This is a genomic window from Rubritalea squalenifaciens DSM 18772, from assembly GCF_900141815.1.
Classification (GTDB): Bacteria; Verrucomicrobiota; Verrucomicrobiia; order Verrucomicrobiales; family Akkermansiaceae; genus Rubritalea; species Rubritalea squalenifaciens.
Genome location: NZ_FQYR01000008.1, coordinates 88,660 through 108,496, shown reverse-complemented (window position 1 = coordinate 108,496; position 19,837 = coordinate 88,660). Strand labels below are relative to the sequence as shown.

Genomic DNA, 19,837 nt, shown 5'->3' with positions numbered 1-19,837 from the left:
ATTATGGGGTGCGAGTAAGAGACGTCAATACCGGCTTTAATTGATGCTGTCATGCAAACTTGTGCAGATGCGTAAGAATTATGAAAGTCTGATGAATCCATGGAAATGTGGCTTTCCAGCAAGCTGATAGGATGAGAGGTTAGGTCACGTACTTGGAAAACGAATGAGGAAAGGAATAGTATCTCTTGTAAGTGTCTCAGCTCTAGCGCTGTGTGCTGTCTTTGTTGGGTATCGATTGTGGGATGCGGGTAAGGGCGAGGTGGTCAAGAAGGAGTCTGATGAGTGGCCGGATACAGGAGTGCAAGTGGGCGAATTTGAGGGAGTTGTCATTTATTCCAATGGTCCGGAAGTCTATAAAAGCCACGGCAAGTATTACTCAGAAGACGGATATTATTACGGACATCAGTGGCAATGTGTAGAGTTTGTGAAACGATACTACTACGAGGCCAAGCGACACCGGATGCCCAATGTGTGGGGCCACGCGAAATCATATTTCCAAGAGGGGCTGGATCACGGGGCGCTCAATGAGGGGAGAGGGATGCTACAGTATCATAATGGCGGCGATGTTGTGCCTAGTCCGGGAGATCTGCTGGTATGGAACGAAGGACCTTATGGTCATGTCGCTGTGGTGAGCAAGGTGAATGGTGATTCCGTCGAGGTAGCCCAGCAGAACATCAAAGGAAAGCCGTATGAGATACTGTCCATGACGCGGCATGGGAAAGGCATCCGGGTGGGTGGCGAGCAGGGGCCAGCGGGCTGGTTGCGGTTGCCCTAAGTGACTTTCCGGTTCCAGCGCGTAACGATGGCCGTGGAGGCGACGAGACAGAAGAAGGTGATCGTGAAGAGGATCCCCTTGCACCAGACTAGGGTGCTTAGCTTCTTGCCGAACCAGAACTTGTATTCATCATAGAAAATCGATTGCTTGGGAATTCCGCCGATGACATCCGGATCAACCTGGTTGTCAATGGATGAACGCTGGATCTCAGCCCGGCGCACGAGAAGTTCATTGCGGCTGTTCTGGAAGAAGGATGAACTGGATGGAACGCTCATAATCGGAGGGTAAGGTCGTACCTCGAGCTTATGAAACTCTTCCCAAGTGCCGTAGAGGGCGGTGCTGGCAATTTCTCTGGAGCGCTCAGCAGCCTCATCCGCATTCTTCGCTTCGGAGCCGGCGATGTAAGTCAGGCCCTGCTTGAGAATGTCCAAGCGCTCAGCCTCTTCATCGGTAAGGAAGTTTTCCTCCTTACTCGGGTCAGCCGGGATGGTTTTCTCTTTGAGCTCGTCGATGCGATGCTGGATGCGGCGCCGCTCTCGCTCGTAAGGGTTTTCCGTAGCTTGTGATACCACCACGCCCTCGAAGGCATATCGTAGCGGCATGAAGCGGGCCGGGACGGGTTCGGCTCCTTTGTTTCGAGCCTTATCACCGCCAACAAAGAGACCACGGTTCATTTCATCAAAGGGAACCAAGGCGCCAGCAAGAAGGAGCTGGGGGACCAGCAGCAGAGGTACTGAGGAGAGGGCTGCACGCTCGCTTTTGACGATGGTAGATACCAGCATGGCCATGGCGGTCCCGCACAAAGCGGCAGAGCTCATCCATAACCAGTGAATGACAAACATGCCTTTGATCTCTAGCATGAAGTGGCCGATCCCCACATAGATGCAGCATTGCAAGAGAGCGAGGATTGTGAGGGTGGAAAACTTGGCGGCTACATAGAGGCCAGTGCCAAAGCGGTAGTTTCTCTCACGCCGAAGTACAGGCAGGTCACGTAGGATTTCCGTGGCACTGTTAGTGAGCCCTAGGAACATGCCCACCGTGACGGTCAGGAACAGATAGGTGACGATGTGCAGGCCAGTTGAGAACTCATAGGAGCCATCAGCGGATGCCCGTAGGGTGAGTGAGATCAGAAACGCCAGTAATGGGGCCTCGAGGATCGTACAATAGAAGGTGCCCCGGTTTCTAAACTTGGAGTAGAAGGAGCGCTTGAAGTGGGTGAAGAACAAGCGCATATGGTCCTTGGCTCTGCGTGCGCGTGAGACCGGGATGGGCATGTTGTCATCTGCCCTTGGCATGTCACCCAGTTGGGTCTGAGCGGGCATGTCGCCACGGGCAACACTCTCAAGAAGCCGGTGGCTCTCCAGTCTTTCCTGCCAGAATGAGGGGGGGAACCGGCGGGCGAAGGATGAGGACTCGTTGGTGGCGAGCATGCCATGGAGCGGGGTTTCTAAAACGTCGAAAACAAAATCAGCGCCTGACTTTTCAGGGGAACCTTGTTTCACCCGGCTAGGGATGCGTAGCTCGTTACACGCATCCGTGAAATAGGCGAACATTTCATCCGGAGCTCCGTAGAAAGCGACTTTGCCTTCCTTGTCTAGCAGGAGCACCTTATCGAACAGGCTCAATACGCTTGAGCCCGGGCGGTGTAGCGAAGCGATAACGATCTTGTCTCTGGCCAGGCCTCGCAGAGTCTCTGCCACGTGTTCGGAGTCTTTTGATGAGAGTCCGGAAATAGGTTCGTCAAACAGGAAGATTTCGGCAGCGGACCCGAGGTCCAAGCCGAGGTTGAGGCGGCCGCGTTCACCGCCGGAGATAGTTTTATCTCCCCGGGTGCCCACGCGTCGGTTCGCCAGAGGCTGGAGTGCTAGCTCGGAAAGAATGCTATCGACCCTGCGTGAGTGCTCGCTAGAGCTGAGATGGGGGCGCCTGATGGAGCATGCATGCACCAGGTGTTCGCGGATAGTAAGTTGGGGGTTAAGAGCTTCCTCCTGTGGCATGTGGGTGACAAAAGGAGCCAGACGACTACGATGAGTGTAGAGCGAGATGCCGTTGAGTCGGACGTGTCCGCGGGTGGGCTTCAGGTGGCCGGCCAGTGTTTCCAGGAGCGTGGATTTACCGCTGCCGCTGGGACCCATGATGCACAGCATCTCACCTCGTTTGACAGTGAAGTCGATGTTGTCGAGAGCCGTGGTGCTCTTGTTGAAGCGGTGGGTGAGCGCGTCTACGTGGAGTTCGCGGATGACGGTACGTTCTTCATCAATGAGGCCTTCGCTGAACCGGCAGCGGACAGCCTGGCTGGCACTGAGGCGGATCAAGGTGCCGTCTGTTAGCTGGGTTTGGCCGCGAACGATTTGACCATTGATCAAAATTTCACGTTCCGACTGGATGATCTCCAAGAATCCGTTTGAGGTTGCCGGATCAAAGGTGATCTTGAGGACTACCTTTCCTGCGAGACCGGGTGAGAGCAAGAGGTCTCCTTTTCCAACGATTGATGGTTCATTGGAGACCAGACAGCTTTGCTGCTCGTTAGACAGGCGGAAGCGTCCACCTGCTTCCATGGCCTGGTGCCGGATGTTCTCCAGGGAAACCTTTGAGCCGTTAGAGAGTGTTAAGTGGTCGTGTAGACTGAGGACGATGGGGGTGTCCTCCATGAGAGTCTGGCCTTCGATAGTGATATCCGATGGACGCAGGAGCTGAAGCTCTACCTTGGTGCTGAAATCGATCCGAATGGTGGAGGAGCGCGTGCGGCTTCGCTCTGCAATGAGGCCGTTGTCTGTCTGGTGTACGAAGATGGAGCGCTTTTCGTTATGGCGTTTGCTATTGAGAAAGAACGCCAAGTCTGAATTAGAGAGTGCCCACTGCGGCAGGGTGATGCGCTGGTGTGAGCGAAGTCTCGTAATGTTGCCAGGGAGAAGGGCTGTTCCACTTAGCCAGAGGGTGCGGATGCCCGTGTTGCGGATCAGAACGACTTGACCCGCTTGATAGACGCGGTAGGCGTAGGCGGCGGATTCAGGAGGCAGGATGACATCGGCATCCGGTTCTGCGGAGAAAATCAGGCGAGTGAAGGGGAGTTCTTTCTGCCCCTCGTAGCCTTCGGTCATTTCCTGGAGAATCAGATTTCCGATCGATTGGTCGCTGAGGCGATCCATGAAATCGACAAAAATGCTGCGACTGCGTGTGCGGCGGTCAGAGGCTTCCACCAGGAGAAGGAGCTGAAGGCCCAGAGAGACAATGCCCTCATTGTCCAGCTTGTCTGAAATATAGAGAGCGAGTGATTTGGGGGAGGCCGGGGACTTGAGCGCTCGCTGGAGCCTGCGAGCCAGCCAGGCGTGATCAGCCTCTGGAAAAGCATTCCGCAGCAAATCAAGAGCGATGTCTGCCTCTGAGGTGTCTACACTTCTATCAATGGAGATGAAGGACGCGAATACATCCACCAAGGTGCTGGCGTGAGAAGATTGCTCAGGTGCTTTGGCGAACCAGCGGCTGAACATAGAGCCGCCATTGCGCAATTTATTCTTCGCGGGTCGCTGGGATGCATCGGTGGGTGATTTCACTTCCATGATGCTGCACGCGCCGGGGCTGGAACGCAAGCCACCATAAAAAAGGATTTATTTTTTCGAATCCGCGTTTAGCGTGTTGCGCACCAAGGTTCAGAAACCTGAGTTTTGTTGCTATTTTATATATCTGATCGAATTTAATTCTATGTCCGAATCGAAACCACCGAAACCACCGATGGGGCCCAAGGGGGCTCCCGGAGAGCAGCCGCCAGGGAGCGGAGGCACCAACTGGCGAGTTCTCATTCTCTTTGGCTGTGCATTGGCGATTCTTATGATTGCCTGGTACACCTCTACCAACGCCAATACTGCCCAGCTGGATTTCGCAGAGTTTCGTAAGAGTTATGAGCGGGGGCAGGTGTTAGAACCAATGGCTCTGCCGGAGGTGCAGGAGTTGTCCAGTCGCGAAGAAAAGATCAAGAAGCTGGGAGAGCTTGGCTTAAAGGAAACAGATCGGCTCACTTTCGTGACCCAAGAGGGGGCTCCTAGTGGTCGCCTAGTAGGTAAGCGAAATATTGTTGATCCAAGGGATTTGGAGAAGGAGCCTAAGCTGGTGCCATTCCGTGTGGCTATTGATACCAGTCTGCACTCAGCAGAGCTGGATCAAATGCTTAGCTCCCGCGATGTGCCTCTTGTGAACGTGGCTGAATTGTCCTCACATAACGACTCCAAGAATTACTCTATCAAGCAGCTCCGAGAGTGGCTGGCCAAAGATGAGGTGGTTCTCGACGGTGAAAATGTGCTCAAGATCTACAAGAAGGCTGGCACCAGTGATGCTGTGCTCGAAGGTACGCGCCGCGAGTACCCTATGAAGGGTGGCGAAGCTGCAGAGCCTGTCTGGCAAGCCTTCTCTGTGAGCGTAAATACTTTCCAGTTGAGTGACAGAGATAAGAATCTCATCAACTCAGCTGCATTTCTCAAGCCGGAGTCCAATACCATGCGCATGGTGTTGCTCAACTTCCTGCCGATCATCCTGATCGTCTTGGTTCTTTTCTTCCTTTTCCGTCATCAGATGAAGAATGCGGGCAAGGGGGCCATGAACTTTGGCAAGAGCAAGGCGCGCCTGCTTTCCCAGGATAAGCACCGCGTTACCTTCAAGGATGTTGCTGGTATTCAAGAGGCCAAGGAAGAGCTTTTTGAGATTGTGGACTTCCTCAAGGATCCAAAGAAATTTGAAAAGCTGGGTGGTAACATTCCTAAAGGTGTCCTCATGGTAGGCCCTCCAGGTACAGGTAAGACACTTCTCGCCCGTGCGATTGCTGGTGAGGCTGACGTGCCATTCTTCTCTATCAGTGGTTCAGACTTCGTTGAGATGTTTGTTGGTGTGGGTGCCAGCCGTGTTCGTGACATGTTCGAGCAGGGTAAGAAGAACTCCCCATGTATTGTCTTCATCGATGAGATTGATGCTGTAGGTCGTCACCGCGGTCACGGCATGGGTGGTGGTCACGATGAGCGTGAGCAGACCCTGAATGCCCTTCTTGTGGAGATGGATGGTTTCGACGCCCGCTCCGGTGTGATCATTATCGCTGCAACCAACCGTCCAGACGTTTTGGATCCTGCCTTGCTGCGTCCAGGTCGTTTCGACCGTCAGGTTACAGTCGCTCTTCCGGATGTGAAGGGGCGTGAGCAAATTCTCCGAGTGCACTCCAAGAAGATTAAACTCGCTGAGGGTGTAGATCTTGGTGTTGTGGCCCGAGGTACTCCAGGCTTCTCTGGTGCTGAGCTTGCCAACCTGATTAATGAAGCTGCACTCCTTGCTGCCCGCCAAGGGAAGAAGGAAGTCAAGCTTCCTGAGCTTGAAGAGGCACGTGACAAGGTTCGTTGGGGGCGTGAGCGTCGTTCACTGGCTCTCTCCGACAAGGAGAAGGAAAATACAGCCTACCATGAAGCAGGTCATGCTATCCTGAATATCCTCTGTGAGCATACTGATCCTCTGCACAAGGTGACCATCATTCCGCGTGGTCCGGCATTGGGGATGGCGATGTTCCTTCCTGAGGAAGACAAGATCAGTTTCCGCAGGGCCGAACTTATTGATCAGCTTTGTGTCGCCATGGGCGGCCGTGTGGCAGAAGAACTCGTCTTTGGGAATCCTACCATTGGAGCTATGGGAGATATTCGTCAGGCTACCAATATCGCACGCAAGATGGTGTGTGAATGGGGGATGAGCGAAGAACTCGGCATGGTTGAGTACGGCGGTGATGAGAGTGGTGAGGTGTTCCTGGCTCGTGATATGGGTAAGGTGAAGAACTACTCCGAAGAGACTGCGCGTAAGATCGACTTTGAGATCAAGGGGTTGATCGATGATGCCTACAAGCGCGCTGAGTCCATGTTGACTGAGCACCGTGAGGCGTTGGATCAAGTGGCTAAGGCCTTGCTTGAGTATGAGACGCTTGATGGTAAGCAGGCTGAAGAGATCTTGAAGTATGGTGAGTTGAAGAACCCGCCTTCAGCTCCGACTCCGCCGGCAACTCCAAATTCTCCGACCGTAGAGAGTGGAGACAAGGTGAAGTCTGCCAGTGATGATAAAGAGGATGATGACCCGCTCGCTGGAGATGTGGTTGGCGCGCCAGCGTAACCTCTGAGATACTCTGCAAATCAAAACGGGCCACTCGCGTAACTGCAAGTGGCCCGTTTTTTTGTGTTTAAAGTTCGGACGTGGAGCTGGGGCTCACTGGATGAACTTGCTCAGATCCTTGTGGAGCTTCTCCAGGTCTGGCTGGTTGAGGTAAAACATGTGACCTGCCTCGTACCACTCTACGCTGATGTTTTTCCGGAGTTGGTCTGGCAGCTTGAGGTGGTCGACTGAATGAAGGATGCCGCCGGGAGGGGTGGCTAGGTCGGTTTTTCCGCAAAGGATCAGGAATCGTGCCTTCGGGTTGTCGCTCAAGGCTCCTTCGATAGAGTCGGAGAGGTTGACGTAGCTGTTAGTGGCGCCCCATTTCCAAGGGTGGACTTTGCCGGTGAGGATTTCATAGGTGCGCTTGTCCTCCCATCCGAGCTCCCTGGTCAGGTAATCAAGCATGGCGGTAGAGAATGGGCCTTTTGCAACGCTGAAGGAGGGGTCGTAGGATGGGTGGTCGGACCCGGGGTTCATGGCGTCCCAGGCGACTCGGGAATCAAAGCGGCCGACCACTTTACCTTGTTCGGCTAGGAGTTCCTTGCGGAATTTGGAGGGGTGGATGCGCAGGTCGTTTCTCAGGATCCACTCTTTATCCATTCCTGTGAGCTTGGAGAGTGTGCTGGCGACTTCTTCTTTCTCCTGAGAGGTGATCTTGGAGCCCTTGTGGAGTGCGGACAGGTAGGTGGTGTCTGCGAAGGTCTTCGCTTCTTGCATGAGTTTGTCTCTGTCTCCTTTGATGACGCCATGGTAGTGGGCTGTGGCTGTCAGGGTGGGTAGATAGACGATGTAGGAGAGGTCGTTTCCTGTGGATGGAGATAGGGTGCGGAAGTCAATCAGCCCGGACAGGAGTACCACGCCATTCAGGTGCATGCCGTAGCGGTTTTGAAGGTGTCCTGAGAGTCCTGCGGCGCGCAGGGCGCCGTAACTTTCTCCGATCAGGTATTTTGGGGAGGACCAGCGTTGGTTGTCGGTTACCCATCTGCGGATAAACTCGCCGACGGAATCGAGGTCTCCCTTCACACCATGGAATTTTCCAGCCTTGTCTGGGTCTTCAGGTCTGGACAGTCCTGTGGAAACGGGGTCGATAAATACCAGATCTGCTACATTGAGGATGGAGTAGGGGTTTTCCTGAACGGTGATTGGTGGGTCGAGTGGGGTCGTGCCATCAGGGGAAGTAGGAACGATGCGGGGACCGAGGGCGCCCAGGTGGAGCCAAACGGCGGACGAGCCCGGGCCGCCATTGAAGGCGAAGACGACGGGGCGTTTGGAGGGATCGTTTTCTCCTTTTTTGATGTAGGAAACGTGAAAGATGCTTGCTTCGCTCTTGCCTTCATCATCTGTGAGTTTGAGTTCTGAAGTGGTGACCGTGTAGTCGATACTTTTACCGTCGATGGTCACGGAGTTGTGGCGGACTACAGGTTTCTCTGTCTCGTTTATGTGTTCGGTGCTGGCTTTCTCTGAGCTGGCAGTGTCCTGCGCAATAAGCGGTGAGGCGATGCCCATGGTTAGCAGGAAAGCAAAGGTGACTGGTTTGATCTGCATGTTTGCTATGTTAGGCATAGAACAGCAGCCTTGCAACGATAAGGGAGTTAGGCTGGGAGAGATTTTGAGGTGCAGAATGGGAAAAAGTGGCTATGATGAAGGTGTCTATGAAATTACTAGCCCATGTTATTCTCGCTACATTTGTCTTCTTTTCCGTGGGCTATGCGGAGGAGGGTCCTAGTTTCAAGGCCAAGGTGGCGAGATTGCTCATGGGAGAATCCGGAGGTGATCGACTTTTTTATTATCCCACCAAAAAGCAGCCCCATACCCCAGGGAAATATGGATACAAGTATGAGGATGTGTATTTCAAGAGTGAGGATGGCACGAAGCTTCATGGCTGGTTCCTGCCTAGTAAGTATGGGGCACAAAAAGCAAAAGGCACGATTGTCTTCTCTCACGGGAATGCTGGAGCCCTAGGGCATCACTTCTACTTCACTTACTGGATGGTGCGGGAGGGGTATAATGTATTTATGTACGATTACCGAGGCTATGGGAGTTCTGGTGGTAAGGTATCTCGCAAAGGTTTGGTGGAAGATGCGCAGGCGGCATTCAGGTATATTGTGACGAGGGTCGATATTGATCAGGACAAGCTGGTTTCCTTCGGGCACAGTCTCGGTGGGGCGAAGTCGATAGCGGCCTTGGCGGCAAATGCTCCAGAGGGGCTCAGGGCTGTGATCGTGGATTCTACTTTTAACTCCTACGTTGAGATGGCGGAGATCATCGCCGGAGATACGGGAAAAAATATTGTTTCCGGTAGTTACGAGCCTGGAAAACTAATCGCTAAATTACCTAAAGTACCGCTTCTGGTGGTGCACGGTACCCTCGATCGGACGATCCCTCTGAGTCAGGCGGAGAAACTTTTTCAATCTGCTCATCAGCCCAAGACTCTCTTCAAAGTAGAGGGGGCAGGGCATACTTCCACCTTGATTATCAATCAGGAGGAGTACAGGAAGAAGCTTTTGGTTTGGCTCGATGCAGCCATGGAGAAGGAAAAAATCGCATTTTAGGTTAATTTTTTGTAGACAGTTCATGGGGTCTGCGTTAAATCGCCCGCGCCGCAGCGCAAGCTGAGGCAGTGGAAATTGTGGCACGATAGCTCAGTGGTAGAGTAGGGGACTCATAAGCCCTTGGTCGCGGGTTCAAATCCCGCTCGTGCTACCAATTTCTCCATATTTTACCTTTATTGGTTAAAAAATGTGAATAACTACACCAGCCTAATCCGCTGGTGTTTTTTTATTTAGATTGAAACTGGTTATAGGAGAGGGGTTTGTGTTCTTGGCGGGGTGCTTGGCTGAAATCGGAATTATCTCAAAATAGGGCTTGCCAGATGACTTTTTGTGGGTAGATTCGCCGCCCCACAACGCGTGTCTGAATGAAATCAGATATGCACTCAATCGAGAAAAACTAAGAATTATCGGGTGCAGCACCGGAAAAATGGCTCTACGAGAGAATCTCGTCGCCCTTCCGTCGCGCCCTGTAACTAAACTAAAAAGCAGGAAATCCATGCCGACAATTAACCAACTCGTTCGCAAAGGGCGTAAAGTAATCAAAGAGAAGTCCAAGTCCAGGGCTCTCCAAAACTGTCCACAGCGCCGCGGTGTCTGCCTTCAGGTCATGACCCGTACGCCGAAGAAGCCAAACTCCGCTCTTCGTAAAGTAGCCAAGGTTCGTCTTACCAATGGCCGTGAAGTCATGGCTTACATTGGTGGTGAAGGTCACAACCTTCAGGAGCACTCCATCGTTCTGGTCCGTGGTGGCCGAGTGAAGGATTTGCCAGGTGTTCGTTACCACATCGTTCGTGGTGCTCTCGATACACTCGGAGTCAGCAACCGTAAGCAAGCCCGTTCCAAGTACGGTGCTAAGCGTCCTAAGGCATAATTAGATCCTTAGGTTTTTTATTTTTAAAGATTTACTGAAATTTTATTATGGCACGCCGTAGAAAAATTCACGCAAAGAAAGATCGTCGCGATTCACGTTACGACAGCCAGCTTGTTGGTACTCTTATCAGCAAGGTGATGAAGGATGGTAAGCGCTCCCTCGCAGAGCGTATCGTTTATGATGCCATCGATTCTGCTAACAGCGGTACCGACACTGTTGATCCACTTGAGATCATCACTCGTGCGATCGAAAACGCCAAGCCACGCGTAGAGGTTAAGTCTCGCCGTGTTGGTGGTGCAACTTATCAGGTGCCTCTTGAGGTTGAGCCTGCACGTTCCGAGTCCCTCGCTATGCGCTGGCTCGTTACCTTCGCTCGCAACAAGAAGGGTGTACCAATGCACAAGGCTCTCGCTAACGAGATCAAGGACGCAGCGAACAATCAAGGTTCCGCAGTCCGTAAGCGTGACGACATGCACAAGATGGCTCAGGCCAACCGTGCGTTTGCTCACTTCCGCTGGTAATCACCAGCCCCGCCAAGCTGTAGGAGACTTACTAACTCGCTTTAGACAATGTCATCGAACCCAAACAATCCGAACCGTCCTTGCCCATTGGAGCGTACGCGCAACATCGGGATCGCGGCTCATATTGATGCGGGTAAGACGACGCTTACTGAGCGAATTCTCTTCTACACCGGCATGATTCATAGGATCGGTGAGGTGCACGATGGTGCGACTACTACCGACCATATGGAGCAAGAGCGCGAACGTGGTATTACCATTACCTCGGCTGCCGTGACTTGTGAGTGGGTTCAGAAGCCCAATGATGGGATCTTTAAGCTTTTCGAAAGCGAGAAGCAGCGAGTGAATATCATTGATACTCCTGGTCACGTGGATTTCACGGCTGAGGTTGAGCGCTCCCTGCGCGTTCTCGATGGAACAATTGTGGTATTCTGTGGTGTGGCTGGAGTCCAGCCACAGACAGAAACTGTCTGGCGCCAAGCGACCAAGTACAATGTCCCGCGCATTGTATTCGTCAATAAGATGGATCGTGTTGGCGCAGACTTTAACAATGTCCTTAATGAGGTGCGCGAGAAGCTGCATGCTACGGCTGCAGCTGTTCTTATTCCGATCGGAGCCGAAGATCAGCTTCGTGGTCAGATCGATGTGGTCAACCAGCAGGCTGTCATCTATTCGGATGATGACAAGTTCGGTTCCACCTTTACAATTGAAGAGCTTAGTGAAGATCAGAAGCTCATTGCCATGGAGGCTCGTGAAGAGCTGATTGATACTGTGGCAGATTTGGACGACGAACTCGGTGAGAAATATCTCATGGAGGAAGAGATTACTCCTGGGGATCTCAAGTCCGCTATCCGTCGTGTGACCATTGCGAATAAGTTCGTACCGGTATCCGGCGGTTCCGCTTTCAAAAACAAAGGTGTTCAGTTCCTGGTGGACGCCGTCATCGACTATCTGCCAAGCCCGCTTGATGTGGTTCCGGCCAAGGGTCAGAAGGCAAACGATGAAGAGGCTGTTGTCATTGCCGAGGCAGACGATAACAAGCTATTCTGCTCATTGGCATTCAAGTTATGGGCGGATAAGTACGTTGGTAAGCTGGTTTTCTTCCGCGTGTATTCCGGTACCGTGTCCAAGGGGGATTCAGTCTACAATCCGCGTACAGGTAAACAGGAGCGTGTTTCCCGTATCATTCAGGTGCAGGCAGACAAGCACGAGGAGATCGAAACCTGCTATGCTGGTGACATCGCCGCGTTTGTAGGGATCAAGAATGTTACTACCGGTGACACTCTTTGTAACAAGAAGTTCGACATCATGCTCGAGCCGCCGACTTTCCCTGAGCCAGTGATTGCCATGGCTGTTGAGCCTAAGACAAAGGCTGACCAGGAGAAGATGTCCATTGGTCTGGGTCGACTCCAGGAGGAGGACCCAACTTTCGTTGTGAAGACAGATGAGGACACCGGCCAGACGATCATCGCAGGTATGGGTGAACTTCACCTCGAGGTGATTATTGATCGTCTCAAGCGCGAGTTCAAAGTGGAGGCCAATGTGGGTAAACCACAGATCGCCTACCGCGAAACGATCACCAAAGCAGCTGCTGGAGACGGAGTTCTCAAGAAGCAGACTGGTGGTAAGGGGCAGTATGGCCGCGTGAAGCTCGAGGTTCGTCCTAACGAGCAGGGTAAGGGTCTTACCATCGAGAACAAGGTGGTTGGCGGTGCCATCCCTAAAGAATTTATTAATGCAGTCTATGGCGGAATCAAAGACGCCATGGTGAACGGTAGCGTTGCTGGTTATCCAGTCGTGGATGTACACGTCGAAGTAGTCGACGGTGATTCCCACGATGTGGATTCCAACGAAAACGCTTTCCATATGGCTGCTATTTTCGCCATGAGAGATGCCTTTGAGAATGCTGGTGCTATTCTCCTTGAGCCTGTCATGGATGTCGAGGTGACCACTCCTGATGAGTATCAGGGGGATATCATGGGTGACCTCAATCGCCGTCGCGCGCTCATCGGTGGTATGGAAACCAGGGGTCCAGTGTGTACCCTGAAAGCCAAGGTGCCACTTGCCGAGATGTTCGGCTACATGACCGCGCTCAGAACAGTCTCTTCTGGCCGTGCTTCATTTACTATGGAGCCGTCCAGTTTTGAACCAGTCCCACAGGCAATCGTCGATGAAAAATTCGGCGAGCGCGTGTAATCAACAAACAATAACAAGGTAAAAACAATACATCTTCATTATGGAAAATCAGAAGATTAGAATCCGTCTCCGCGCCTACGATCATCGTGCGATCGATCGTTCCGCACAGGAGATCGTCGAGACCGCCAAGCGTACAGGTGCTAAGGTGGCCGGCCCGATTCCTCTGCCGACTCGCGTTGAAAAATTCAGCGTTAACCGTTCTGTTAACCAGAACAAGAAGTCAGCCGACCAATTCGAGATCCGGACCCACAAGCGCTTGCTTGATATCGTAGACCCTACAGCCCGCACCGTAGATGAGCTCAAGAAGCTTAATCTTCCAGCTGGTGTAGACATCGCAATCCGTATCTGAGCCCTAACCAAGTAGAAATCATAAGATATGTCACTCGGACTATTAGGTAAAAAAGTAGGTATGACTCGCGTCTTCGACCAGGAAGCAGGAATCATGATCCCTGTCACTGTGATCGACGTAGCAGGTAACGAATTCCTCCAGCTCAAGACCACTGAATCTGACGGTTACTCCGCAGTTCAGATCGGTTACGACGAGCAAAAGGAAAACCGCCTCAACGCTCCAACCAAAGGTCATTTCAAGAAGTACGGCGCAAACGCCAAGAAGCTTGTTAAGGAGTTCCGCTTCACTAGCGACGCAGATCTTCCTAACACTGAGGAAGCACACCCAGGTGCTACCCTTTTCGAAGACGGTCAGACCGTTGACGTAATCGGTACAACCAAGGGTAAAGGTTTCCAGGGTGTTGTTAAGCGTTACAACTTCTCCGGTCAGCCTGACTCACACGGTCACATGATGCACCGCCGTCCTGGTGGTATCGGTGCCGGTACATGGCCAGGTCGTGTATGGAAGAACAAGAAGATGCCAGGTCGTCACGGCCAGTATCGTCGTACTGTTCAGAATCTCAAAGTTGTTCAGGTCCGCGCTGAAGACAATGTCATCCTCGTATCAGGTGCCGTTCCGGGCCACAAGGGTGGTTACGTTGTCGTTCGTCCAGCAGTTAAGGGCGCTAACAAGTAATATTAATTAAGAAAGGATCACTGAAATGTCAGGAAAACTACTTTCAATCTCCGACGCCAAGGCAGCCAACATCACTGTTGTTGAAGGCGACAAGGGTGCACAAGCAGTGCACGACTTGATTACTGCCTACCGCGCAAACCGTCGTACTGGTTCCGCTAACTCCAAGACTCGTTCTGAAGTAAGTGGCACTGGTAAGAAAATGTACCGTCAGAAGGGTACTGGTAACGCACGTCACGGCGACAAGGGTGCACCAATCTTCGTGGGTGGTGGCGTTGTCTTCGGACCTAAGCCACGCAGCTACAACAAGAAGGTCACCAAGAGCGTACGTAAGCTTGCTCTTCGTAAGGTTCTCGGTGAAGTCATCGCTTCCGAGCGTGTACTCGCTGTTGACTCCTTCGAGATCGCAGACGGCAAGACCAAGTCTTTCGTTTCCGCTATCAAGGGTATGACCGACGCCAAGAAGGTGCTCGTCATCGCTGGTAGCTTCGACGAGAAGACCTACCTCGCTGGACGTAACGTACAGAACGTTCTTCTCATGACTGCAGCAGAAGTAAACGTGGAGCAAATCCTCCACGCTAACGCTATCGTCATCGTGAACGACGCTCTCGAAACACTCGCTAAGCGCACAGCATAACCCAAACCGAATAGAAAACGATGAAAGACATTTATCAAGTCATCGACACCGTTCGCCTCAGTGAAAAAGCTACTCTCCTCCAGGAGTTGAACAACGAGTTTGTTCTTAAGGTGGCACCTAGGGCAAACAAGCTCGAAATCAAGCGTGCTGTAGAACAGCTCTTCGGCAAGAAGGTTGAGTCTGTACGCACATGCAACTACAACGGCAAAAAGAAACGCCAACGCCGCAGTGACGCGGGCCGCACCGCTAACTGGAAGAAGGCCATCGTCCGTCTCAAGGACGGTGAGACTCTCGACCTCGTCTAAGGTTTAGACGGAGTCAATCCGCTGCAAAAACGAAATACTAACATTCGAAAGGAATAGCGAAATGCCTTTAAAAACATTCAAACCAGTAACTCCAGCCAACCGCTACAAGGTCTGGAACACATTCGAGGAGATCACTAAGTCGACTCCAGAGAAGTCCCTTACTGCTCCGCTTAAAAAGACTGGTGGACGTAACAACCGCGGTCGCATCACTTGCCGTCACATCGGTGGTGGTCACAAGCGCAAGTACCGTCTCATCGACTTCAAGCGTCGTAAGTTTGACGTAGAAGCAACAGTTGTAGCTATCGAGTACGATCCAAACCGTACATGCCGCATTGCACTCATCGAGTACGCTGACGGTCAGAAGAGCTACATCCTTGCTCCTGTTGGTCTCACAGTTGGCAACACTGTTGTCGCAGGTGAGAAAGTAGCTCCTAAGCCTGGTAATGCTACACCACTGAAGAACGTACCACTTGGTACAGCTGTCCACAACATCGAGCTCGTTCCGGGTGCAGGTGGTAAGGTAGCACGTTCCGCAGGTCAGCAGGCCATCGTTTCCAACCGTGAAACTGGTTATGCATTGGTGAAGATGCCATCCGGCGAGATCCGTAAGTTCAACGAAAACTGCCTCTGCACCATCGGCCAGGTAGGTAACCGCGATCACATGAACGAGGTTTCCGGCAAGGCTGGTCGTACACGTTGGCAGGGTGTTCGTCCTACCGTCCGTGGTATGTGTATGAACCCAGTCGACCACCCGAACGGTGGTGGTGAGGGTAAGTCCAAGTCCGGTGGTGGTCGTCAGCACCTGAAGTCACCTTGGGGTCACACCAAAGGCCAGAAGACACGTAAGAAGAAAAAGGCTAGCGACAAGTTCATTGTACAGCGTCGCAAGACCAAGAACCGCTAATCAACTGAACTTATAACTATTTAGAACTATGCCTAGATCGCTTAAAAAAGGACCATTCGTGGACCAAAAACTTCTGGATAAGATCGATGCTGCTATTGAAGCAAACAATAAGAAGCCGATCAAAACCTGGAGCCGCCGTTCCATGATCACGCCTGACTTCGTAGGTCACAACTTCGCAGTTCACAATGGCAAGACATTCGTCGCTGTCTACGTGACTGAGAACATGGTGGGCCACAAGCTCGGGGAATTCGCTCCTACGCGTATCTTCAAAGCTCACGGAGGTATCGGTAAGAAGTAATTCTTAGATTCACTCGTCTCATGCGTCTGTTTTCACAACTTCTGGTACTGTTCGGGCTTCTGGTCCTGGCAGCCGGGGTGGGGCAGGCGCAAGATTCAGACGAACGCGATGCCCGCATCCGCAGGCTAGAACAAGAAGTTCGAAGCCTGCGTTCACAGAATCAGAACCTCTCCGCAGCCCTTGCTAATGCCAACAAGCAGGCGCAGGACGCGAACGGAGAGCTAGAGAAAATCCGCTTGGAACTTGAGGCGCTCGGAACCTACCCGCTAGGGACTGACGATGAACGACTCAAGCAAGCAGTGGCTAACCGCAAGGTGCTCGAGGACAAACTAGCGTCGCTTGAAAAAGCGTCTCTGGAACTCAAAGCTTCGATGCAGGAGTACCTCAAAACCGCCTTTGCTGCCGATCCCGAAGCAAGACTAAAAGTCGAATCTGCAATCAGAGGACTTGACGTCGAGCTCGGTTTAGGGCACAAGCCGCGTCCCCAAGTAGACTTAGGTAACTTACAGGAAGCCAAAGTCATTAGTATTGACGGTCAATCCGGCCTGTTGGTGCTGAACGCGGGGGCAAAGCAGCAAGTGCGCATGGGGATGACATTCCGCATCATGCGCGGTAACAGCCAAATCGCAGAAGCAATGATCGCCGGGGTCAGACCAGATATATCTGGAGCCCTGGTAATCAAAGTCGAAGACACCAAAAACGCGGTTCGCCTCGGTGACATCGCAACAATCAAGATTAAATAATCAGGAACAAATCATCCAACGGAACTACAACGATGGAAGTTAAATCAACATACAAATTTGCTCGCATCTCTGCCAAGAAGGCACGTGATGTGGCTCGTGAAATCCAAGGTCTTCCTGTGTCTGCTGCCATTGACGCACTTACCTTCACTCCGAAGAAAGCTGCTTTCCTTATCGGCAAGACCCTGAAGAGCGCTATTGCTAACGCAGAAAACAACTTCGAACTTGATGCAGACGACCTCTACGTCAAGGAAGCCGTCATCGGTGAAGGTCCTACCTTCCGCCGATTCAAGCCACGTGCACGCGGATCCGCAGGTGCTATCCGCAAGCGCACGAGTCATATCTTCATCACACTCGCCCCTAAGGCCGAGGCATAACCACAAACTACTTAAAGAACCAATATTATGGGACAGAAAGTAAATCCGATCGCATTCCGCCTCGCAGTCAGCAAGGACTGGCGCTCCAAGTGGTATGCCACCGGCTCAGACTACGCCAACAAGCTTCATGAAGACCTCAAGGTACGTAAGTACATCAAGGGCCGTCTTCAGTTCGCAGCACTCTCCCGCGTGACCATCGAGCGCGCATGGAACAGTGTTCGTGTTACTCTTCACACCTCACGCCCTGGTCTTGTTATCGGCCGTAAGGGTTCTGAGATCGAGAAAATGACCACAGACATCTCCAAGATCTGTGGTGGTTGCCAAGTGAAGATCGACATCATTGAAATCCGCAAGCCTGAGCTCGACGCTCAGCTCGTGGCAGAAAACATCGCCGTTCAGCTCGAGCGCCGTATTGCTTTCCGCCGTGCGATGAAACGCTCCATCCAGACTGCCATGGACTTCGGTGCCGACGGTATCCGTATCCGCTGTGCAGGACGTCTTGGTGGTGCTGACATTGCTCGTGCAGAGTGGTACCGTGAAGGTAAAGTGCCTCTTCAGACACTTCGTGTACCTATCGACTACGGCTTTGCAGAGGCTTCCACCGTTTATGGTATCATCGGTGTGAAGGTATGGATCAACAAGAAGGAAGAGAAGGTAAACGCCGGTGGTGGCCAAGGTCGCGGTAATCGTGGCGGACGTCGTCCAGCTCGCGAGCGTCGCCAAGGCTAAGTCTTACCGAAACTAAGAACATTAACTATAGAATTTAGGAGGACAAAACTATGCCTTTAATGCCAAAACGCACCAAGTTCCGTAAGTTCCAACGTGGTAACCGTGGCGGTAACGCCCAGCGCGGTACTGACGTGAGCTTCGGTGACTATGGTCTTCAGTCCCTCGGACGCGCTTGGATGTCCAACCGTCAGATTGAAGCATGCCGTATTTCCATCAACCGTTACCTCAAGCGTAAGGGTAAAGTATGGATCCGAATCTTCCCTCACAGATCAGTCACCAGCCGTCCACCAGAAACTCGTATGGGTAAAGGTAAGGGCGCTGTAGACCGTTGGGTAGCAGTGATCAAGCCAGGTACAGTAATCTTTGAGGTTGCTGGTGTTCCTGAGGCAGCTGCTAAAGAGGCACTTCGCCTCGCATCAAACAAGCTCGGCTTCCGCACTCGTTTCATCGAGCGTAACAAGCTCAGCTAATCCTCGCATCTAGAACCGCGAAACATTGACCAAATACCATGGCAACTAAAATTAGCGAAATCCGCGAGCTTTCTGTTGAGGAACTGACCAACCGTCTTCGTGACCTCAAGCAGGAAAGCCTTAATCTCCGTCTCCAGCAGGCTACTGGCCAGCTCGAGAATACCGCCCGTATCAAAGAAGTACGTCGTGAAGTAGCCCGTGTGAACACCGTTCTCACCGAGCTTCGTAACAAGGCCGAACAATAATAACACAAGGAATCGAAAATCATGAGCGAATCAACTACTAATAAGCCAGGTTTGCGTAAGTCCCGCGTCGGCGTTGTTGTTTCTACTAAGATGGATAAGACCATCGTGGTGGAATACGTAGCCCGTGTACCTCACCCTCGCTTCAAGAAGATCGTTAAGCGTACGAAGAAATTCTACGCTCACGATGAAGAGGGTCAGGCCGCTGTAGGTGACAAGGTGCGCATCACTGAGACCAAGCCAATCTCCAAGAAGAAGTGCTGGGTTCTCGCAGAGGTGCTTTCTCACTAATTTGTTATGCGGCACTTCCGGGTGCCGCATCTTTCTAAGAATTGCAAACTACTAACTAGAAGAACTTTTATGATTCAAATGGAATCCAAGGTTTCGATCGCCGATAACACCGGTGCTCGTACCGCAAAGATGATCGGTGTTCTTGGAACTCGTTCCAAGGTCGCAAACGTGGGTGATATCATCACTGCTCACGTTCGTGAAGCAATCCCGACTGCAACCATCAAGAAAGGTTCTGTTGTGAAGGCGGTTGTTGTACGTACAGCAGCTCCGATCCGTCGTGAAGATGGTTCAGTGCTTCGTTTCGATAACAACGCTATCGTCATCATCGACAAGGACAATAACCCTAAAGGCACTCGTATCTTCGGACCGGTTGCTCGTGAACTCCGTGATAAGAAGTTCATGAAAATCGTTTCCCTCGCTCCAGAGGTGCTCTAACCCTAAACTGAAAGCAGATAATATCATGGCACACGTTAAAAAGGGTGACACCGTCAAAGTGATCTCCGGCGGCCACAAAGGCAAAACTGGTACAGTTACTTCCGTAAACGTTGCTAAGCAGCAAGTTATTGTGGAAGGTGTCCGTAAGATCAAAAAAGCTGTCCGTCGTTCTGAACAGAACCAAGAGGGTGGCATTGTTGAGATGGATGGTCCAATCCACATCTCCAACGTTAAGAAGGTGGACTAATCCCATCCGAATATCAGATATTCCCAAGAGCGGCTTCCAATGGAGGCCGCTTTTTTCG

Annotated in this window: 22 protein-coding genes and 1 tRNA gene; 21 read left to right on the top strand and 2 right to left on the bottom strand. The window is 52.1% G+C overall.

The window, feature by feature from the left end; translation table 11 throughout:
- The first annotated feature begins 163 nt into the window (after positions 1-163).
- Positions 164-775 (top strand): CHAP domain-containing protein, encoded by a 612-nt coding sequence (locus tag BUB27_RS17835; RefSeq protein ID WP_143185249.1) that lies wholly within the window; start codon positions 164-166, stop codon positions 773-775.
- Here the strand turns inward: BUB27_RS17835 and BUB27_RS17830 are convergent.
- Positions 772-4,335 carry an ATP-binding cassette domain-containing protein gene (locus BUB27_RS17830; RefSeq protein ID WP_143185248.1) on the bottom strand — a complete coding sequence of 1,188 codons (3,564 nt, stop codon included), beginning with the start codon at positions 4,333-4,335 and terminating at the stop codon, positions 772-774. The two genes, BUB27_RS17835 and BUB27_RS17830, sit on opposite strands and share 4 nt — an antisense overlap.
- A gap of 142 nt (positions 4,336-4,477) precedes the next feature.
- Between BUB27_RS17830 and ftsH the strand changes: the two genes are divergently transcribed.
- Positions 4,478-6,904, top strand: a complete 2,427-nt coding sequence (ftsH, locus tag BUB27_RS17825; protein WP_143185247.1) for an ATP-dependent zinc metalloprotease FtsH — start codon at positions 4,478-4,480, stop codon at positions 6,902-6,904.
- 93 nt (positions 6,905-6,997) lie between these two features.
- Here ftsH and BUB27_RS17820 read toward each other — a convergent pair whose 3' ends face one another.
- Positions 6,998-8,509, bottom strand: coding sequence for a S10 family peptidase (locus BUB27_RS17820; RefSeq protein ID WP_143185246.1), 1,512 nt, complete (start codon positions 8,507-8,509; stop codon positions 6,998-7,000).
- Between the two features lie 89 nt (positions 8,510-8,598).
- On the opposite strand from BUB27_RS17820, the gene BUB27_RS17815 reads away from it, so the two are divergent.
- The 19 genes from BUB27_RS17815 (at position 8,599) to rplX (ending at position 19,779) form a co-directional block, all read left to right on the top strand.
- Complete coding sequence (locus tag BUB27_RS17815) at positions 8,599-9,498, top strand: alpha/beta hydrolase (RefSeq protein WP_159435061.1); 900 nt, start codon at positions 8,599-8,601, stop codon at positions 9,496-9,498.
- 79 nt (positions 9,499-9,577) lie between these two features.
- A tRNA-Met gene (locus BUB27_RS17810) sits at positions 9,578-9,652 on the top strand.
- 342 nt (positions 9,653-9,994) lie between these two features.
- Positions 9,995-10,369, top strand: a complete 375-nt coding sequence (rpsL, locus tag BUB27_RS17805; RefSeq protein WP_143185244.1) for a 30S ribosomal protein S12 — start codon at positions 9,995-9,997, stop codon at positions 10,367-10,369.
- A 47-nt stretch (positions 10,370-10,416) separates the two neighbouring features.
- On the top strand, positions 10,417-10,890 hold the full coding sequence (gene rpsG, locus BUB27_RS17800; protein ID WP_143185243.1) for a 30S ribosomal protein S7: 474 nt from the start codon (positions 10,417-10,419) through the stop codon (positions 10,888-10,890).
- A 48-nt stretch (positions 10,891-10,938) separates the two neighbouring features.
- Positions 10,939-13,083, top strand: coding sequence for an elongation factor G (gene fusA / locus BUB27_RS17795; protein ID WP_143185242.1), 2,145 nt, complete (start codon positions 10,939-10,941; stop codon positions 13,081-13,083).
- A gap of 40 nt (positions 13,084-13,123) precedes the next feature.
- On the top strand, positions 13,124-13,432 hold the full coding sequence (gene rpsJ / locus BUB27_RS17790) for a 30S ribosomal protein S10 (RefSeq protein ID WP_143185241.1): 309 nt from the start codon (positions 13,124-13,126) through the stop codon (positions 13,430-13,432).
- A 27-nt stretch (positions 13,433-13,459) separates the two neighbouring features.
- Positions 13,460-14,107, top strand: coding sequence for a 50S ribosomal protein L3 (rplC, locus tag BUB27_RS17785; RefSeq protein WP_143185240.1), 648 nt, complete (start codon positions 13,460-13,462; stop codon positions 14,105-14,107).
- Between the two features lie 25 nt (positions 14,108-14,132).
- Entirely contained in the window at positions 14,133-14,741 is a 609-nt protein-coding gene (gene rplD, locus BUB27_RS17780; RefSeq protein ID WP_143185239.1) for a 50S ribosomal protein L4, read from the top strand.
- 20 nt (positions 14,742-14,761) lie between these two features.
- A complete protein-coding gene (gene rplW / locus BUB27_RS17775; RefSeq protein WP_143185238.1) occupies positions 14,762-15,046 on the top strand; it encodes a 50S ribosomal protein L23 in 285 nt (94 codons plus the stop codon).
- A gap of 61 nt (positions 15,047-15,107) precedes the next feature.
- A complete protein-coding gene (gene rplB, locus BUB27_RS17770; RefSeq protein ID WP_143185237.1) occupies positions 15,108-15,950 on the top strand; it encodes a 50S ribosomal protein L2 in 843 nt (280 codons plus the stop codon).
- Between the two features lie 28 nt (positions 15,951-15,978).
- On the top strand, positions 15,979-16,248 hold the full coding sequence (rpsS, locus tag BUB27_RS17765; RefSeq protein WP_143185236.1) for a 30S ribosomal protein S19: 270 nt from the start codon (positions 15,979-15,981) through the stop codon (positions 16,246-16,248).
- A gap of 77 nt (positions 16,249-16,325) precedes the next feature.
- Positions 16,326-16,991 carry a hypothetical protein gene (locus tag BUB27_RS17760; protein ID WP_143185235.1) on the top strand — a complete coding sequence of 222 codons (666 nt, stop codon included), beginning with the start codon at positions 16,326-16,328 and terminating at the stop codon, positions 16,989-16,991.
- A gap of 32 nt (positions 16,992-17,023) precedes the next feature.
- Positions 17,024-17,365: a 50S ribosomal protein L22 gene (rplV, locus tag BUB27_RS17755; protein ID WP_143185234.1), complete on the top strand. Its 342-nt coding sequence runs from the start codon at positions 17,024-17,026 to the stop codon at positions 17,363-17,365.
- Positions 17,366-17,392: 27 nt separating this feature from the next.
- Complete coding sequence (gene rpsC / locus BUB27_RS17750; RefSeq protein WP_143185233.1) at positions 17,393-18,094, top strand: 30S ribosomal protein S3; 702 nt, start codon at positions 17,393-17,395, stop codon at positions 18,092-18,094.
- A 50-nt stretch (positions 18,095-18,144) separates the two neighbouring features.
- Complete coding sequence (gene rplP / locus BUB27_RS17745; protein ID WP_200797160.1) at positions 18,145-18,564, top strand: 50S ribosomal protein L16; 420 nt, start codon at positions 18,145-18,147, stop codon at positions 18,562-18,564.
- A gap of 38 nt (positions 18,565-18,602) precedes the next feature.
- Positions 18,603-18,809, top strand: coding sequence for a 50S ribosomal protein L29 (gene rpmC / locus BUB27_RS17740; protein ID WP_143185232.1), 207 nt, complete (start codon positions 18,603-18,605; stop codon positions 18,807-18,809).
- 21 nt (positions 18,810-18,830) lie between these two features.
- Positions 18,831-19,097 carry a 30S ribosomal protein S17 gene (gene rpsQ, locus BUB27_RS17735; protein ID WP_143185231.1) on the top strand — a complete coding sequence of 89 codons (267 nt, stop codon included), beginning with the start codon at positions 18,831-18,833 and terminating at the stop codon, positions 19,095-19,097.
- A 69-nt stretch (positions 19,098-19,166) separates the two neighbouring features.
- Positions 19,167-19,532, top strand: coding sequence for a 50S ribosomal protein L14 (rplN, locus tag BUB27_RS17730; RefSeq protein WP_143185230.1), 366 nt, complete (start codon positions 19,167-19,169; stop codon positions 19,530-19,532).
- Between the two features lie 25 nt (positions 19,533-19,557).
- Complete coding sequence (gene rplX / locus BUB27_RS17725) at positions 19,558-19,779, top strand: 50S ribosomal protein L24 (protein ID WP_143185229.1); 222 nt, start codon at positions 19,558-19,560, stop codon at positions 19,777-19,779.
- Positions 19,780-19,837 lie beyond the last annotated feature (58 nt).

Excerpts from the sequence above, each read along its gene's own strand:
- rpsG (WP_143185243.1), top strand. The coding sequence starts at position 10,417 with ATGGCACGCCGTAGAAAAATTCACGCAAAGAAAGATCGTCGCGATTCA.
- rplW (WP_143185238.1), top strand. The coding sequence starts at position 14,762 with ATGAAAGACATTTATCAAGTCATCGACACCGTTCGCCTCAGTGAAAAA.
- BUB27_RS17815 (WP_159435061.1), top strand. The coding sequence starts at position 8,599 with ATGAAATTACTAGCCCATGTTATTCTCGCTACATTTGTCTTCTTTTCC.
- rplB (WP_143185237.1), top strand. The coding sequence starts at position 15,108 with ATGCCTTTAAAAACATTCAAACCAGTAACTCCAGCCAACCGCTACAAG.
- rpsC (WP_143185233.1), top strand. The coding sequence starts at position 17,393 with ATGGGACAGAAAGTAAATCCGATCGCATTCCGCCTCGCAGTCAGCAAG.
- rplC (WP_143185240.1), top strand. The coding sequence starts at position 13,460 with ATGTCACTCGGACTATTAGGTAAAAAAGTAGGTATGACTCGCGTCTTC.
- rplX (WP_143185229.1), top strand. The coding sequence starts at position 19,558 with ATGGCACACGTTAAAAAGGGTGACACCGTCAAAGTGATCTCCGGCGGC.
- rpsJ (WP_143185241.1), top strand. The coding sequence starts at position 13,124 with ATGGAAAATCAGAAGATTAGAATCCGTCTCCGCGCCTACGATCATCGT.
- rpsQ (WP_143185231.1), top strand. The coding sequence starts at position 18,831 with ATGAGCGAATCAACTACTAATAAGCCAGGTTTGCGTAAGTCCCGCGTC.
- rplD (WP_143185239.1), top strand. The coding sequence starts at position 14,133 with ATGTCAGGAAAACTACTTTCAATCTCCGACGCCAAGGCAGCCAACATC.
- BUB27_RS17835 (WP_143185249.1), top strand. The coding sequence starts at position 164 with ATGAGGAAAGGAATAGTATCTCTTGTAAGTGTCTCAGCTCTAGCGCTG.
- rplN (WP_143185230.1), top strand. The coding sequence starts at position 19,167 with ATGATTCAAATGGAATCCAAGGTTTCGATCGCCGATAACACCGGTGCT.
- BUB27_RS17820 (WP_143185246.1), bottom strand. The coding sequence starts at position 8,509 with ATGCCTAACATAGCAAACATGCAGATCAAACCAGTCACCTTTGCTTTC.
- rpsL (WP_143185244.1), top strand. The coding sequence starts at position 9,995 with ATGCCGACAATTAACCAACTCGTTCGCAAAGGGCGTAAAGTAATCAAA.
- fusA (WP_143185242.1), top strand. The coding sequence starts at position 10,939 with ATGTCATCGAACCCAAACAATCCGAACCGTCCTTGCCCATTGGAGCGT.
- rplP (WP_200797160.1), top strand. The coding sequence starts at position 18,145 with ATGCCTTTAATGCCAAAACGCACCAAGTTCCGTAAGTTCCAACGTGGT.
- rpsS (WP_143185236.1), top strand. The coding sequence starts at position 15,979 with ATGCCTAGATCGCTTAAAAAAGGACCATTCGTGGACCAAAAACTTCTG.
- BUB27_RS17830 (WP_143185248.1), bottom strand. The coding sequence starts at position 4,335 with ATGGAAGTGAAATCACCCACCGATGCATCCCAGCGACCCGCGAAGAAT.
- rpmC (WP_143185232.1), top strand. The coding sequence starts at position 18,603 with ATGGCAACTAAAATTAGCGAAATCCGCGAGCTTTCTGTTGAGGAACTG.
- rplV (WP_143185234.1), top strand. The coding sequence starts at position 17,024 with ATGGAAGTTAAATCAACATACAAATTTGCTCGCATCTCTGCCAAGAAG.
- ftsH (WP_143185247.1), top strand. The coding sequence starts at position 4,478 with ATGTCCGAATCGAAACCACCGAAACCACCGATGGGGCCCAAGGGGGCT.